Origin of the sequence: Actinacidiphila glaucinigra, from assembly GCF_900188405.1 — a bacterium.
GTDB lineage: Bacteria > Actinomycetota > Actinomycetes > Streptomycetales > Streptomycetaceae > Actinacidiphila > Actinacidiphila glaucinigra.
On sequence record NZ_FZOF01000032.1, the window covers coordinates 46014 to 58309 of the forward strand.

Below are 12296 nucleotides of genomic sequence, written 5' to 3' on the forward strand. Positions count from 1 at the left end.
GAGTGGGGATCCCGGTGTGAAATGATCTTGGTTCGTGGCTCGTGGAGATCTGACGGACGAGCAGTGGGCCGTGCTGGAGCCCTTGCTGCCCGTGCGCAAGAAGGCCGGTCGCCCGGCGGTCTGGACCCGGCGGCAGTTGATCGACGGCATACGGTTCCGGGTCCGGACCGGTGTGCCCTGGCGGGACGTGCCCGAGCAGTACGGGTCGTGGGGCCGGGTGTACGAGCTGTTTCGCCGCTGGCAGCGGGACGGCACCTGGCAGCGGGTCTTCACGCAACTCCAGGCCCGGGCGGATGCGAAGGACCTGATCGGCTGGGATCTCGACGTCGACGCCTCCGCCACCGTCCACCGCACCCGCCGGCGGGCCGAGGGGCGGCGCTGCCCGGCGCCCGCCCGCACGACGCCGCCGACGTCGAAGCCCGACGTGCTCGTGACCTTCGAGGCTGCATCCGGCAGCACGCTCACCGTCCGGTGATCTCCGACGACGAACGGGGTGCCAGCCGCGAATCGCGGCCGGCACCCCGGCGTGCTGCGAGCGAACGTCAGGTCACCATCGGTACCAGCGGCGGCGTCCGCCGCCCTCGGCGGCCCGGAACACGAAGCCGAGCAGCCACACCACCAGGACGATCACCGCGATCCACCACAGGGCCTTGAGGGCGAATCCCGCCCCGAAGAGGATCAGGGCCAGCAGCAGGACGACCAGCAAAGGAACCATGTCTACAACCTCCTGACCCCGCGTGTGCCCCGGGTCCGCGTCACCATGCACCGTGCCGCGGGGGCGACGGCCCGGAGGGCTGTCGGACCGGGGTGGCATGATCCGCCCATGAGCCTGACCACGCGGCAACTCGCCCTCGCCACCCTGGACCGTCAGCTCCTGCTCGAACGCCGGAGCCTGGACGTGGCCGAGGCCGTCCGTCAGGTCTGCGCTCTGCAGGCGCAGGCCCCGGCCTCCCCGTACCTGGCGCTGTGGAACCGCGTGCGGGACTTCGCCCCGGAGGACCTGGACGCGGCGTTCGCGGACCGCCGCATAGTCAAGGCGACCTTGATGCGGATCACGCTGCACGCCGTCCACGCCGAGGACCATGCCGCACACCATGCCGCGATGGTGCGCACGCTGCGGGGGTCCCGGCTGTACGACCGCCGCTACAGCTCGACCGGTCTGGACCCCTCCGACGCCGACGCGATCCTCCCCGAACTCGCGGGCTTCCTCGCCCGGCCCCGCATAGGCGCCGAGGTCGAGAACGAGGTCACGGCACGGTTCGGCGAGCACGCGCACCGGGTGTGGTGGGCGCTGCGCACCTACGCCCCGATGCACCATGTGCCGGCCGGCGGCCCCTGGTCGTTCACCCAGCCGAACACCTACCGCGCCGCCGAGGCGGTCCCCGCACCGACGCCGGAGGAGGCGGACGCCGGCGTGCGGCAGCTGCTGCTGTCGTACCTGCGCGCCTTCGGGCCCGGCTCCACCCAGGACTTCGCACGCTTCACGCTGCTGCAGCGCTCCGTCGTCACCGAGGCGCTGCAGGGGCTCGGCGACCAGGTGGTGCGGGTGGCGGGCCCCGGCCGCGCCCCGCTGTACGACCTCGTGGGCGCCACCGTCCCGGAGGAGGACACACCGGCGCCGCCGAGGCTGCTCCCGATGTGGGACAGCATCCTGTTCGCCCACACCGGCGCCGGCCGGGTCGTCCCCGAGGAATACCGGCCGGCTGTCGTCCGGCGGAACGGGGACACGCTGCCCTGCCTGCTCGTCGACGGGCAGGTCGCCGGGGTGTGGCGGGCGGTGGACGGCGGAGTGGAGATGACCGCCTTCCGCAAGCTCGGCAAAGCGGCCTGGGAAGGCCTGGCCGAGGAGGCGGCCAAGCTTTGGGCGCTGCTCGCCGACCGTGATCCGGCCGTCTACCGGCGCTACGGACACTGGTGGGACAAGGGGCTCCCCGGCGTCGAGAGCCGCTTCGTCAAGGACTGACCGCGGAGCCGCGACTGGGCGTTGGCCGTTACGGCTTCCGCCGCGCTGCGCCCCACGGGTCACAGGACCCACTTCGGCCCCACGCGCCGTGTTCGGGCCACGTGTCCATGGCCACGATCATTCGCATCTATGCTCGGCCTTACAGGGCATTACGCCCCAGCACCCTCCCGGAGACATGGAGGAGGCCCACTCATGGGACAGCCGGAGAAGGAGACCCGCGAGGAGCCGGAACGGGAGCCGGGAGAAGACGGCACGCGGGAATCAGGCACGCGCTCCGGGGGTGAAGAGCAATCGGACTCGGAGCAGACGAAGATCCCGCCGCACGAGAAGCGACGGGGAACCGGCCTGGAAGACTTCTAGGTCGCCGTGCCGCCGGCGTCGACGCCGGCGAGCGGGGCGCCGCCCGCAGTACGGAGGGCGCCCCGCCGGACTCAGGTCGACAGGAGGCGGTTGAAGAAGGAGCGGTAGCGCCGGAGCGCCGTACGCAGCTCTTCGGTGTTCACCTCTTCGCCGCGGGTCCACTGGCCCTCCAGGCCCTGCTTGTGCTGGGCGAAGGTCGACGCCAGCTTCTGCATGACGTCGGCGACCAACTCGTCGGCGGCGTGCACGGCATCGCGCGGGTCGTCGACGAACTCGCTCTGGATCTGCTGCCAGCGGGTGCGGAAGTTCTCCTCGTCCGCGGAGTTCAGCAGCTGCGGGGCCTCGTCCGCGGCGTTGTCCCGGGTGGGGGCGCCGACCGCGTCGTCCGGCGGCGGTTCGCCCCGCGCCCCGGTGCTCTCGCCGGGGTACTCCGGTGCCCTGGAGGCCGCCCCGGGGCGGTCCTGCGGGGGGCCGGGAGGCGCGTGGGTCTCTGCGAGGTCTTCGGTGGCCAGACCGCTTCCGCGGGAGACACGCTCGCGTTCCATCGTTTCTCCGCCTTTCCGGGTGGGTGTTCCGGGTTCCGCGTCCCGGGCGCTTCGTCAGGCCCGGGCGTGGCGCCGCCCGCCGCCGTCGGTGAGCAGCTCGTCGAACAGGGCGCGGTAGTGGACCATCGCGCCGCGCAGCTGTTCAGTGGTGGCCTCGTGCCGGGTGCTGAGGTCGTTGACCTCGTGCGCCGCCCGGTAGTGGTCCAGGGTTCGGCCGTGCTCCACCGACAGGTCCTTGACCTGCTGGTCGAAGTCGTCGGTCGGGTAGCCGCGGTCGTGCATCAGGGAGACCACGAGGCTGTCGGCGTCGTGGACGGCGTCCTCGGGCCGGTCGACGAACTCCTCCTGGACGCTGGTCCACTCCCGCGCGTAGCGGTCACGGGCACCGCTCGGCAGCGGCTTGATGTCCAGCGAGTCGTGACGCTTGGTGCGTGCGGCGAGGTCGCGCTCGGCATCCATGCGGCTGTCGGCCCCTTCGACCGTCCGGTCGTACTCCGGGCCGAAGCGGTCCTTCAGGCGCTGGTGCCGGATGAAAAGGGTGGACGCGACCGCGATCAGGGCGAGAACCACCACCACGGGGATGATGATCGCCAGAAGTGTCCCTGTTGACATGGGGTCGACTCCCTAGCACTCACGGGAAACCCCCCTCGTGGCGACGCCTGCCCCGGGCCATGTCTCCGAAACGCCACTTCTGCGGGTATTCGTCACGTGACCGCGTCGGCCGTTCAGGACCTGCCGCGCTCCGCGCGCAGGTGCTCGACGACCGGGGTGAGGGCGTTGCGCAGGGCCGTCTGGTCCTCGGCGGGGAGCAGGTCGATGAAGTGCTCCCGTACGGCGGCGACGTGGTGCGGGGCGACCTTGCGCATGGTCTCCCAGCCGTCCTCGGTCAGGACGGCGAACAGCCCGCGCCGGTCGGACTCGCAGTTCTCGCGGCGGACCAGGCCGGTCTTCTCCATGCGGCTGATCTGGTGCGAGAGGCGGCTCTTGGACTGGAGGGTGGCGCGGGCGAGGTCGCTCATCCGCATGCGGTGGCGGGGCGACTCCGAGAGGTTCACCAGGATCTCGTAGTCGTTGATGGTGAGGTCGAACGGCTCCAGATCGCGTCCGAGTTGGTTGAGCAGCAGCGTGCCGACGTCCACATAGGTGCGCCAGGCCCGCTGCTCGTCAGTGGTCAGCCATTCGTCGCTCTTGCCCTTCTCCATTTCGCCATCATATCCAGCGTGCCAATTCCACTTGAAAGCTGCACATTTTAGCGGTGGGCGCAAGGGGGCGTCACTCAGAAACGCAGCACCCCTCGCTGTGAGTACCCGGCGACGCGAACGCGGTGGCACGAAGTGCGGAGGCGGGGAGGCGGACTTCGTGCCGGGCGTCACGGCGGCGTCGTGGGTGGACACGGGTTCTGACGGACGGGGTCCGACGGGCGTCGATGCCGGAGCCACCTTGCGATCGGGAAACGGGAGAAGTCCGATGCGCATGGTGCGTGCGGAGGAGGACCTCCTGCCGCTGGACGCGGAGTCCGGGGAGCCGCGGGCGCTGTCGACGGCGGTGTGTGTCGTCGTCGGCGCGCCGTGACCCCACCCCGTCCGGCGGGGTGTTCGAGGCGGAAGGGCACCGCCGGCGGGCGGGGTTCGCGACGCGGCCGCAGGCGCGGATGGTGGACCTGAACCGGGGGGCGGTGGCGCACCATCTCCCGGCCGGAGGAGCCCGCGTCGCCCTGCTCGGGCTGGAACCAGGGCATCGCCTGCGTGGGCCCCTCGGGGGAGTGCTCCATGGCGACCTGGCGCAGGATCGTCGAGGTGAACCTCGTCGGAAGCGCTCTGACCGCCCGGGCCTTCCTCCCGCAGTCGCCGGCCACCCGCGGCTACTACCTGTGGGTCTCCTCGCTCGTGGCGATCGGCGCCGCCACGTTGACATACGCCCACTGTGGCTCCAGGTCAGGGGTAGAGGCCTTCACGCACTCCCTGCGCGCCGAGGTGGCCCGCCGCGGCGTCCACGCGGTGCGCACAACCTCCTTGCCCGGCCTGGTCGCCTGGCGGGCCCGCCACGCGATGGGCGCCCTGGAACAGCGGGTCGACATCGTCGAGGACGCCGCACGGTGACCCGCGCGTCCACGAAGCTCGGGCGGCAGGGCCCGGCGCCGCGGCACGGCGGCCTGAGGCATCGGGTCGGCCTGCCGGTGTGGGAGTACGGTGAAGACGGCAAGGAGCAACGCCCGAGGACAGCCGAGCCGGTCGGGCTTCGGGGAACGGGCGTGCTGGGCGGGCCGCCTGAGACGAGCGAGACACCATGGCCGACTCCGATACCCCGAACCTTCCCGAACTCCTCCCGGATGAGATCCGGCGAGAAGTGAGGCCCGGCACGGCACTGCTGAGGCTGGAGACGACCCACGACCGCCAGGGCATCCTCGACGGTGCGTGGTGGCCGCGTTCCCGCGACATCGTCGCGGAGCTTCCCAGCCTGATCACCGAGCTTGTCCGTTATCTGGGCCCCATCTCGCGTGTCGGCCTGGACGCGAGCGCCTGGGACGAACTCCCCACGCGCCTGACCATCGACGACCGGGTCGTGCACATCGACTCCTTCGCCGTCGGTGACGACACGGTCCTGATCACCCGCAGCGAGCGGGACCACTTCTCGCTGCTGGTGGTCCCGCCGCAGACAACCCCCGATGCGGCGCGCGCCGCGATGGCCAAGGCGGTGGAGGCCGGCAACGTCAGAGGGGCCGAACAGATCCTCATCGACACGGGCACCGATCCGGATCCTCCACGGCGAGTGAAGGGACGATGACCCACCCCGGGCGCGGGAGCCCTGCCCGAACGCAAACGGCCCCGGCGCATTCACACGCCAGGGCCGCCCCTTCCAAACCGACGCACGTGAGAGTGCACCAGTTCACTTTCCAGGCTACTGCTGCCGAAGCGTCGGTGCGGAGACACCCGGGACGACTGCGCCGTAGCGGATCGCCGGGCGGGAAACCCCAACAGGGCCCGGACCGGCGGTCCGTCACCGGTCGGCCCCGCGATGAAGCCGGGCGGGCCTGGTTCGCCCCCCCCGCGGCCGTCTACGGCCCGGGACGCGGGCCGTAGATCACCCCCAGGCGGTTGCCGGCGGCCAGTCCGCCCGGCGGGCCCGGGCGGTGCCCGCCCGTTTGCGGATCTCCGCCGCATCACCCGTATCGTCGCGGCTCGCCGACACCGGCCGAGGCGGAATCTCTCCCTCGTGCGGACGGCCGGTGGGAGACGGGTGGCCCGTGCTCGCTCCGGACTGGAACGACTCCACGGCTCCGGGGGCCCGAGTGGTGTCGACCGTGAGGTGCAGGCGGGTGCCGCCTTCGGGAGCCGCCGGATAGCTGCGCTGTTCCGTACCCGCGAAGTGCCGCCGAAGCGTTTCAGCGACTTGGCGGGCGGCTTCGGGGGACGCGGCGACGATGCGGACCTCGGCGAGCGCGGTCCGGGGCGCCGTTCGCACGCTGGGCGCCACGTACGGCGGGCGGTCCGCAACGGTGACCCGACGAGGCGAGGCGAGCAGCCGTGCGGGTCGCCGCGCGCTCACGGCCGTCGAACCTGAGGTTCGCATCGGACGACCGCTTTCGCGCCGCGGTTCCTCCGGCACCGTCGCGGCCGGTGGGTTCGCCAAGTCGCCCGCGCTTCCTTCCGGGACGGCGACGGTCCGGCGGCGGTACGGAAGGAGATCGCCGTAGTGGAAGGCGGCGATCCGCTGGTCGTGGCGCTCGTTGAGCGCACGGATCAGGACGGTGCCCACGGCGATCATCGCGAGGAGCACGGCCACGCCGACGAGGATCGTCATCATGCCCGCATCCCTCCCGCGCGGACCTCCATCGCGGCCGTACCGGCCGCGGACGGGGCTCCGCCTTCCGCCTCCCAGTCCGCTTCGCCTCTGCGAACGGTGAGGCATTCGTCGTCCGCCATGATGCCGCTCGCGGTGCGCCGGCACCGTGGGTCAGCCGCGGCTGCCATCAGCCGGGTCGCTGCAGCCAGATCACATTCCGGCGGTATGACCAACAGATCGAGGCGCCCGCTGGTGTAGGAGAGCAGCAGCAGTTTGTTCGCGTCCTGATCATTGAACCAGCCGACGTGGACGACATGTCCCGAGGCCGGCACCCTGTGAGGGATCACGGGCCAGAGCGAGGGATGCACCGCGACCCGTGTCACCCGCGCCCACCGGCGGTCCAGTGTGTCGATCAGGGCCGGGAGTTCACGGGTGAGATCGCGAGAACGAGGCCACCAGGCTCCGTCCAGCAGACCCGGGGCAGCATTGACAGGCCTCAGTGCCAGCCGAGGCGGCGGTGCGGGTGGTGAGTAATCCTGCCCATCAGCGATGCGTGGGCGATCGAGAATGATGTTCATGACACGGACCTGACTCCGGGAGCGTTCCCGCCTGCCCGAGATGGCCGTTCGCCGGGAACGACACCGGCATGGGGCCCGTGTACGAAGTGCTCCTGGTGACTCCACTCTACTCCCGCTGGGGCACCCGCCGGAGCCGTGGTTCCGCGCATCCTGCAGGCAGGGCACCGGCCCCGGCCGCGGGGGCGGCCGCGCCCGTGCATCCGCCCCGACGCTCTCCGAGCGTCCGGGCCCTCAGCCGGGGTGAACCGGCGTGCCACTCACAGGTTCCGGCCCTGGTGCGGGTGGCCCAGAACGAACCTCTTGGGCGTGCCGGACTCGCCCGGGATCACCCGGGCGCCGGAGTTGTGCCGGCGGTTCAGGACGACCACCATTGCCGCGATGACCGCCGCGACGGCCAAGGCTGCCAGAAAGTAGAGCATGTCGATCCCACATGAGTGAGTGCGCGGCTGCCGTGGTGACGCCGGCGCAACTTCCGCCGGGCCGGATAGTGAACGACTTCCGGCCCGTGAGCATTCTGCCCCTCCCCGGACCCCACGTCACCGAAGAATCCGTGGCGGAGGTCCTCCGGGCGCACGGCGGCGGGCGCCACGCGCGGTGCGGCGCATGCGGCTCCACGAGGAGCAGGGCGCCCCGTGTCCCTACGGCGCGCCCGGCCGGCGGACGGAATTCACGCCCGGCCCCGTCGGGGTCGAGAAAGTCCGACGGCACGGTCGTCGCCGAGCGCGCCGACCCCCGGGTTCCACATCGCCGGGCGCACGATGACCACGCCGTGAGACGCGCTGGACGCGCCCTGCCTCGACGGTTACGCCCTGTGGACCCATCCGACGACCCCGTTCCTGCGGGCCCCGCTGGGGGTCACCGTCACCGCGACGTGCCGGCGGCGCGAGGCGCGAGGCGACGTGCGCTGAGTCCGGGGCTCAGGGAGCGAGCGTGAGCGTGGCCGGCGTCCCCAGCGCCAGCATTTTCGTGTAGGGGCACAAGGTGTCCGCCCGCTTCATCAACGGAGCGGCGATCGCCGCGTCCGTCCCCGGCCAGGTGATCACCAGATCCGCTCGCAGCAGATAGCCCCCGTCCCGGGGATCGCGGCCGAAGGCGACGGTCGCCTCGACCGCGATCGTCGCGGGATTCCGCCCGGCCCGCCGGGCGACGAGGCTGAGGGCGCCGTGGAAGCAGGCCGCGAGGCCCGCGGCGAACAACTGCTCCGGATTCGTGCCACCGCCGTCCCCGCCGAGCTCGGTGGGGAGCCGCAGCGTGAGGTCCAACGCGCCGTCGGCCGAACGGGCCCGGCCCGAGGCCCGTCCGTGGCTGACCGCGCCGCCGTCGACGGTCACCGTGGTCGTGTAGAGGGGGGAGAAGGCCGGGCCGTCGAAGTCCTCGGCGGTGGACAGGCCGGGCCGATCGGTCGGCTCGCTCATCGCGGTGCCTCTCCACGGGGCAGGCTCCGGGCGGCCGTGGGGCTTGCGACCCGTGCGGGTGCCCGCCCGCCGCTCGTGACAGTGGTCTGCATGCTCTGTCCTTCTTCGTCCCGGGGAGAGGCCCGGACCTGATCATCGACTTGACCGGCCAGCCGGTCCGCGTGTGACGTTCCGGGCGGGGAATTTCCGGTGAACTCTCGTGGAGGTGCGGGGGCTGGCTCGGGAGGGGCCCGCCTGGTGCCCGAACCCGGCATATCGGGCGTCACACACCGCTCGATCCACCGGTCTCCACTCCATGGGGAGTCCCCGCCACGGACGGCCGACGGGTCCCGCCGGCCACGGCCCGCGGGTGTGCCGGGGAGCCCGGCTGTCCGTACGAGGAGGTTTTCGTGAACTGGCGTGATGAGGCGGCGTGCCGCGAGGAGGATCCGGAGCTGTTCTTCCCCATCGGCGGCAGCGGCCCGGGAAGGGTCCAGACCGGGGAGGCCAAGGCCGTGTGCCTGCGGTGCCCGGTCACGGCCCACTGTCTGGAGTGGGCTCTGGCGGCCGGCCGCCTGGACGGGATCTGGGGCGGGACCACGGAGGAGGAACGGCGCAGGATCCGGCGGCGCGACTACGTCGAACGCTGGCGGAAGGGCCGGCAGGCCACCGCCTGATCCGGATCAGACGAGTTCCAGCCCGCCGTCGACCGTCACGACCTGGCCGGTCATGTGCGTCCGCGCGGGTTCGGCGACCCGCAGGATCCACTCCGCCACGTCCCGGGGATCGGCGAGACGGCCCATCGGGATGCGGTCGCGTTCCTGGCCGACCATGGACTCGATCTCCTCGGGGGAGAGCCCCGCGGCGACCATGACGTCCGTGTCGGTCGGGCCGGGGGCGACCGCGTTCACCCGGACTCCCTCGGGCGCCAGCTCCAGGGCCCAGGTGCGCGTCAGCTGCTCCAGTGCGCTCTTGGTCGCGGCGTAGTGTCCGCCGCCGGGCAGCGGGCGGTGTCCGTAGGTGCTGGAGACGTTGACGATGGAACCCGAGGACTCCCGAAGGTGCGGAAGGGCCGCATGGGCGAGCAGGCTCGGCGCGGTCACATTGAGCGCGAACAGCCTCTCGATCACCCCGCGGTCCGTGCCCTCCAGCGGCATGACGGCCGTGGCGCCGGCGTTGTTCACCAGCACGTCGAGGCGCCCCCACCGTTCCACGGCGGCGGCGACGGCCGTGGTGGCGGCGCCGTCCGCGCAGATGTCGAGCGGCAGGACCGCGATGCCGGAGTGCGCCCGTGCGGTCTCCTCGAGCGCGTCCTTGCGTCGTCCCACGCCCAGGACCCGGGCCCCCGACTCCGCCAGGGCGATGGCGGTGGCCCGGCCGATGCCCGAGCCGGCGCCGGTGACGATCGCCGTGCGCCCGGAGAAGCGCTGGTCGGCAGAACTGGTCATAGCGGTTCCCTGATCTGTGTTCGATGTTCGTCGTATGTCGAACAATACAGCCCAGGGGAGTGAGATGGCGGGAAGATGATGAATGGGATCCATGTCACATATGTGGTGGATGTCCGGTCGTACTGCGAAAGCCGGAACTGTGTCGCGGCGCCGCGCCCGGGCGCGTCCACGCGGCCGATCGGTGCCCCGCCACGGAAAGGCCACGCATGATCCCCGCCCTCCCTCGCCGCACCCGTGCCGCTACCCGTCCCGCTCCCCGGCCCCGTGGGCAGGTCATGCGGCCCGCGGTCGTGCTTCCCTTCCTGGTCGGCGTGGGCTTCCTGGACGAGGTGTGCGCCCCGCCCGTCGGCTGGGCGACGACACTCGTGGCCGCCTCAGCCGCGGCGACGTACGCCGGTGCCCCGCTGACCGGGGGAGCCGTCCTCATCGTGGCCGCGGCCGGCATCGGCCTCGCCGTCAGCCCGGGCGGGTTCCCGCCCGTCACGACCTCGCAGGCGGCCGCCGTGCTCGTCCTGTCCGTGGCCGTCGTCGTCTTCTTCGTCCGCCAGGAGCACCACAAGCTGGAACTGGCCGCCGTCCGCGCCGTCTCGGAATTGACGCAGCGCGTCGTCCTGCGCCCGCTCCCCGAACGGATCGGCCCGCTGTGCGTCGCCGCCTCATACCAGGCGTCGGACGCCCACGCCACCGTCGGCGGCGATCTCTACGCGGCCGCGCGGATCACCGGAGCGACGCGGATCCTGATCGGCGACGTGCGTGGCAAGGGACTGCAGGGCATCCCCGAAGTGGCGGCCGCCGTCGGCGCGTTCAGGGAGGCCGCCCCCCGTTGCGGCACCCTGCCCGAAGTGGCCGCCCACCTGGAGGGCAGCATGCGCGGCCACCTGGCGGAGGCCGAGCGGAGCGACGACGAGGCCGCGGAGCGGTTCGTCACCGCCCTGGTGCTGGAGATCCCGGACGACCGGCGTGTCGTCCACGCGGTCAACTGCGGCCACCCCGCGCCCCTGGTCGCCGGCGGCGGCCGGGTCACCGCGCTGACACCCCACCGGAGCGGCCCGCCCCTCGGCCTGGGCGGCCTCGCGCCCCACGAGCACCACCAGGACACCTTCCCTTTCGCGCCGGGGGAGGTGCTCCTCCTCTACACCGACGGTGTCACCGAGGCCCGCGACCCGGCCGGCGCCTTCTACCCCCTCCGGGACCGCCTCGCCCGCTGGACGGGCACCGACCCCGGCGGCCTCGTGCGGCACGTCCGGGACGACCTGTGCCGGCACCTGTGCGGTCCCCTGCACGACGACGTCGCCATCGTGGCCCTCCAGCGGACTCCCGTTCCCGCGCAGGCGGGCAGCCCCGAGGCGGACGGGACCGCGGCCTGGGCCCCCTGAGGGTGCCCCGCGGCAGCCCAGGCGCGTCGACTGCCGCGAAGGTACGTTGAAAACGTAGAGGCATTCACCGGTCATCAGCATCGGGAGATGGGCAAAGCCATGAAAATCGCAGTCATCGGCGGAACCGGGCTCATCGGATCACAGGTCGTGAAGAACCTCGAAGCGGCGGGTCACGAGGCCGTGCCGCACTCCCTGTCCACCGGCGTGAACCTCCTGACCGGCGAAGGCGTCGTGGAGGCCGTCGCGGACGCCGACGTCGTCGTCAACCTCACGAACTCGCCGACCTTCGACGAGGCCTCGCCCGCCTTCTTCCAGACCTCCATGGACAACCTGGTCACCGCGAGCGAGAAGGGCGGCGTCGGCCACATGGTCATCCTCTCGATCGTCGGCGTCGACCAGGTGCCGGAACTGGACTACTACCGGGCGAAGGCGCTCCAGGAGGACATCCTCAAGGCCGGTTCGATCCCCTACTCCATCGTCCGCGCCACCCAGTTCATGGAGTTCATGGAAGCGACGATGTCATGGACCACGGACGGCGACACCGTACGGCTGCCGCGGACCCCGCTCCAGCCGATCGCCGCCGCCGACGTCGCGCGGATGGTCGCCGAGGTCGCCTCGGGCCCCCCGCTCAACGGGACCGTGGACATCGCCGGGCCCGACGTCTTCCCCCTGGAGGAGATCGGCCGGATCACCATCGCGGCCAAGGGCGACGGACGTACGGTCGTCGTCGACGACACGGCGGGCATGTTCGCCGTCGCCCAGGGCGACGTCCTCATCGGCGGCAGCGACGCCCGCATCGCCCCCACCCACTACAGGGACTGGCTGTCCTGACGACCGGGGCGTCCCGGA

The 12296-nt window shown here is 72.0% G+C and carries 16 protein-coding genes and 1 pseudogene; 8 read left to right on the top strand and 9 right to left on the bottom strand.

Features of this window, described 5'->3' with window-relative positions; all coding sequences use genetic code 11:
- Nucleotides 1-34: 34 nt before the first annotated feature.
- Nucleotides 35-475: a transposase gene (locus tag CHF15_RS37620; RefSeq protein ID WP_245939257.1), complete on the top strand. Its 441-nt coding sequence runs from the start codon at nucleotides 35-37 to the stop codon at nucleotides 473-475.
- Between the two features lie 72 nt (nucleotides 476-547).
- Here the strand turns inward: CHF15_RS37620 and CHF15_RS37625 are convergent, their stop codons facing one another.
- The gene (locus CHF15_RS37625) at nucleotides 548-715 is read right to left on the bottom strand and encodes a DUF5670 family protein (protein ID WP_089228434.1); all 168 of its coding nucleotides are present in this window, start codon (nucleotides 713-715) and stop codon (nucleotides 548-550) included.
- Between the two features lie 108 nt (nucleotides 716-823).
- Here CHF15_RS37625 and CHF15_RS37630 point away from each other — a divergent pair, with 108 nt between their 5' ends.
- On the top strand, nucleotides 824-1963 hold the full coding sequence (locus CHF15_RS37630) for a winged helix DNA-binding domain-containing protein (protein ID WP_089228435.1): 1140 nt from the start codon (nucleotides 824-826) through the stop codon (nucleotides 1961-1963).
- A 192-nt stretch (nucleotides 1964-2155) separates the two neighbouring features.
- Nucleotides 2156-2323 (top strand): hypothetical protein, encoded by a 168-nt coding sequence (locus tag CHF15_RS45240; RefSeq protein WP_179280136.1) that lies wholly within the window; start codon nucleotides 2156-2158, stop codon nucleotides 2321-2323.
- A gap of 71 nt (nucleotides 2324-2394) precedes the next feature.
- On the opposite strand, the gene CHF15_RS37635 is transcribed toward CHF15_RS45240, so the two are convergent.
- From CHF15_RS37635 to CHF15_RS37645, 3 genes are all read right to left on the bottom strand, one after another.
- A complete protein-coding gene (locus CHF15_RS37635) occupies nucleotides 2395-2868 on the bottom strand; it encodes a hypothetical protein (protein WP_089228436.1) in 474 nt (157 codons plus the stop codon).
- A gap of 54 nt (nucleotides 2869-2922) precedes the next feature.
- Nucleotides 2923-3480 (bottom strand): hypothetical protein, encoded by a 558-nt coding sequence (locus CHF15_RS37640; RefSeq protein ID WP_089228437.1) that lies wholly within the window; start codon nucleotides 3478-3480, stop codon nucleotides 2923-2925.
- A gap of 113 nt (nucleotides 3481-3593) precedes the next feature.
- The gene (locus CHF15_RS37645) at nucleotides 3594-4070 is read right to left on the bottom strand and encodes a MarR family winged helix-turn-helix transcriptional regulator (RefSeq protein ID WP_089228438.1); all 477 of its coding nucleotides are present in this window, start codon (nucleotides 4068-4070) and stop codon (nucleotides 3594-3596) included.
- A gap of 534 nt (nucleotides 4071-4604) precedes the next feature.
- On the opposite strand from CHF15_RS37645, the gene CHF15_RS37650 reads away from it, so the two are divergent.
- Both CHF15_RS37650 and CHF15_RS37655 read left to right on the top strand, forming a co-directional pair.
- Nucleotides 4605-4967: an SDR family NAD(P)-dependent oxidoreductase gene (locus CHF15_RS37650; RefSeq protein ID WP_322975718.1), complete on the top strand. Its 363-nt coding sequence runs from the start codon at nucleotides 4605-4607 to the stop codon at nucleotides 4965-4967.
- A 187-nt stretch (nucleotides 4968-5154) separates the two neighbouring features.
- Complete coding sequence (locus tag CHF15_RS37655) at nucleotides 5155-5652, top strand: DUF5994 family protein (RefSeq protein WP_089228440.1); 498 nt, start codon at nucleotides 5155-5157, stop codon at nucleotides 5650-5652.
- A 495-nt stretch (nucleotides 5653-6147) separates the two neighbouring features.
- Here CHF15_RS37655 and CHF15_RS46825 read toward each other — a convergent pair.
- The 4 genes and pseudogenes from CHF15_RS46825 to CHF15_RS37670 form a co-directional block, all read right to left on the bottom strand.
- A pseudogene (locus CHF15_RS46825) lies at nucleotides 6148-6330 on the bottom strand (hypothetical protein); the annotation flags it as partial.
- 338 nt (nucleotides 6331-6668) lie between these two features.
- Entirely contained in the window at nucleotides 6669-7229 is a 561-nt protein-coding gene (locus CHF15_RS37665; RefSeq protein ID WP_089228441.1) for a DUF5994 family protein, read from the bottom strand.
- 257 nt (nucleotides 7230-7486) lie between these two features.
- Nucleotides 7487-7648, bottom strand: a complete 162-nt coding sequence (locus CHF15_RS45250) for a hypothetical protein (RefSeq protein WP_179280137.1) — start codon at nucleotides 7646-7648, stop codon at nucleotides 7487-7489.
- A gap of 498 nt (nucleotides 7649-8146) precedes the next feature.
- Nucleotides 8147-8644, bottom strand: a complete 498-nt coding sequence (locus CHF15_RS37670) for an Ohr family peroxiredoxin (RefSeq protein ID WP_089228442.1) — start codon at nucleotides 8642-8644, stop codon at nucleotides 8147-8149.
- Between the two features lie 389 nt (nucleotides 8645-9033).
- Between CHF15_RS37670 and CHF15_RS37675 the strand changes: the two genes are divergently transcribed.
- Nucleotides 9034-9300: a WhiB family transcriptional regulator gene (locus tag CHF15_RS37675; RefSeq protein WP_089228443.1), complete on the top strand. Its 267-nt coding sequence runs from the start codon at nucleotides 9034-9036 to the stop codon at nucleotides 9298-9300.
- 6 nt (nucleotides 9301-9306) lie between these two features.
- On the opposite strand, the gene CHF15_RS37680 is transcribed toward CHF15_RS37675, so the two are convergent.
- Nucleotides 9307-10071 (bottom strand): SDR family NAD(P)-dependent oxidoreductase, encoded by a 765-nt coding sequence (locus tag CHF15_RS37680; protein WP_089228444.1) that lies wholly within the window; start codon nucleotides 10069-10071, stop codon nucleotides 9307-9309.
- Between the two features lie 275 nt (nucleotides 10072-10346).
- Between CHF15_RS37680 and CHF15_RS37685 the strand changes: the two genes are divergently transcribed.
- Together CHF15_RS37685 and CHF15_RS37690 are read left to right on the top strand one after the other, a co-directional pair.
- On the top strand, nucleotides 10347-11447 hold the full coding sequence (locus CHF15_RS37685) for a PP2C family protein-serine/threonine phosphatase (protein WP_179280138.1): 1101 nt from the start codon (nucleotides 10347-10349) through the stop codon (nucleotides 11445-11447).
- A gap of 99 nt (nucleotides 11448-11546) precedes the next feature.
- Complete coding sequence (locus CHF15_RS37690) at nucleotides 11547-12278, top strand: SDR family oxidoreductase (protein ID WP_089228446.1); 732 nt, start codon at nucleotides 11547-11549, stop codon at nucleotides 12276-12278.
- Nucleotides 12279-12296 lie beyond the last annotated feature (18 nt).

Coding starts and splice junctions, on each gene's coding strand:
- CHF15_RS37655 (WP_089228440.1), top strand. CDS start 5,155: ATGGCCGACTCCGATACCCCGAACCTTCCCGAACTCCTCCCGGATGAG.
- CHF15_RS37670 (WP_089228442.1), bottom strand. CDS start 8,644: ATGAGCGAGCCGACCGATCGGCCCGGCCTGTCCACCGCCGAGGACTTC.
- CHF15_RS45240 (WP_179280136.1), top strand. CDS start 2,156: ATGGGACAGCCGGAGAAGGAGACCCGCGAGGAGCCGGAACGGGAGCCG.
- CHF15_RS37630 (WP_089228435.1), top strand. CDS start 824: ATGAGCCTGACCACGCGGCAACTCGCCCTCGCCACCCTGGACCGTCAG.
- CHF15_RS37680 (WP_089228444.1), bottom strand. CDS start 10,071: ATGACCAGTTCTGCCGACCAGCGCTTCTCCGGGCGCACGGCGATCGTC.
- CHF15_RS37685 (WP_179280138.1), top strand. CDS start 10,347: ATGCGGCCCGCGGTCGTGCTTCCCTTCCTGGTCGGCGTGGGCTTCCTG.
- CHF15_RS37665 (WP_089228441.1), bottom strand. CDS start 7,229: ATGAACATCATTCTCGATCGCCCACGCATCGCTGATGGGCAGGATTAC.
- CHF15_RS37640 (WP_089228437.1), bottom strand. CDS start 3,480: ATGTCAACAGGGACACTTCTGGCGATCATCATCCCCGTGGTGGTGGTT.
- CHF15_RS37690 (WP_089228446.1), top strand. CDS start 11,547: ATGAAAATCGCAGTCATCGGCGGAACCGGGCTCATCGGATCACAGGTC.
- CHF15_RS37645 (WP_089228438.1), bottom strand. CDS start 4,070: ATGGAGAAGGGCAAGAGCGACGAATGGCTGACCACTGACGAGCAGCGG.
- CHF15_RS45250 (WP_179280137.1), bottom strand. CDS start 7,648: ATGCTCTACTTTCTGGCAGCCTTGGCCGTCGCGGCGGTCATCGCGGCA.
- CHF15_RS37635 (WP_089228436.1), bottom strand. CDS start 2,868: ATGGAACGCGAGCGTGTCTCCCGCGGAAGCGGTCTGGCCACCGAAGAC.
- CHF15_RS37625 (WP_089228434.1), bottom strand. CDS start 715: ATGGTTCCTTTGCTGGTCGTCCTGCTGCTGGCCCTGATCCTCTTCGGG.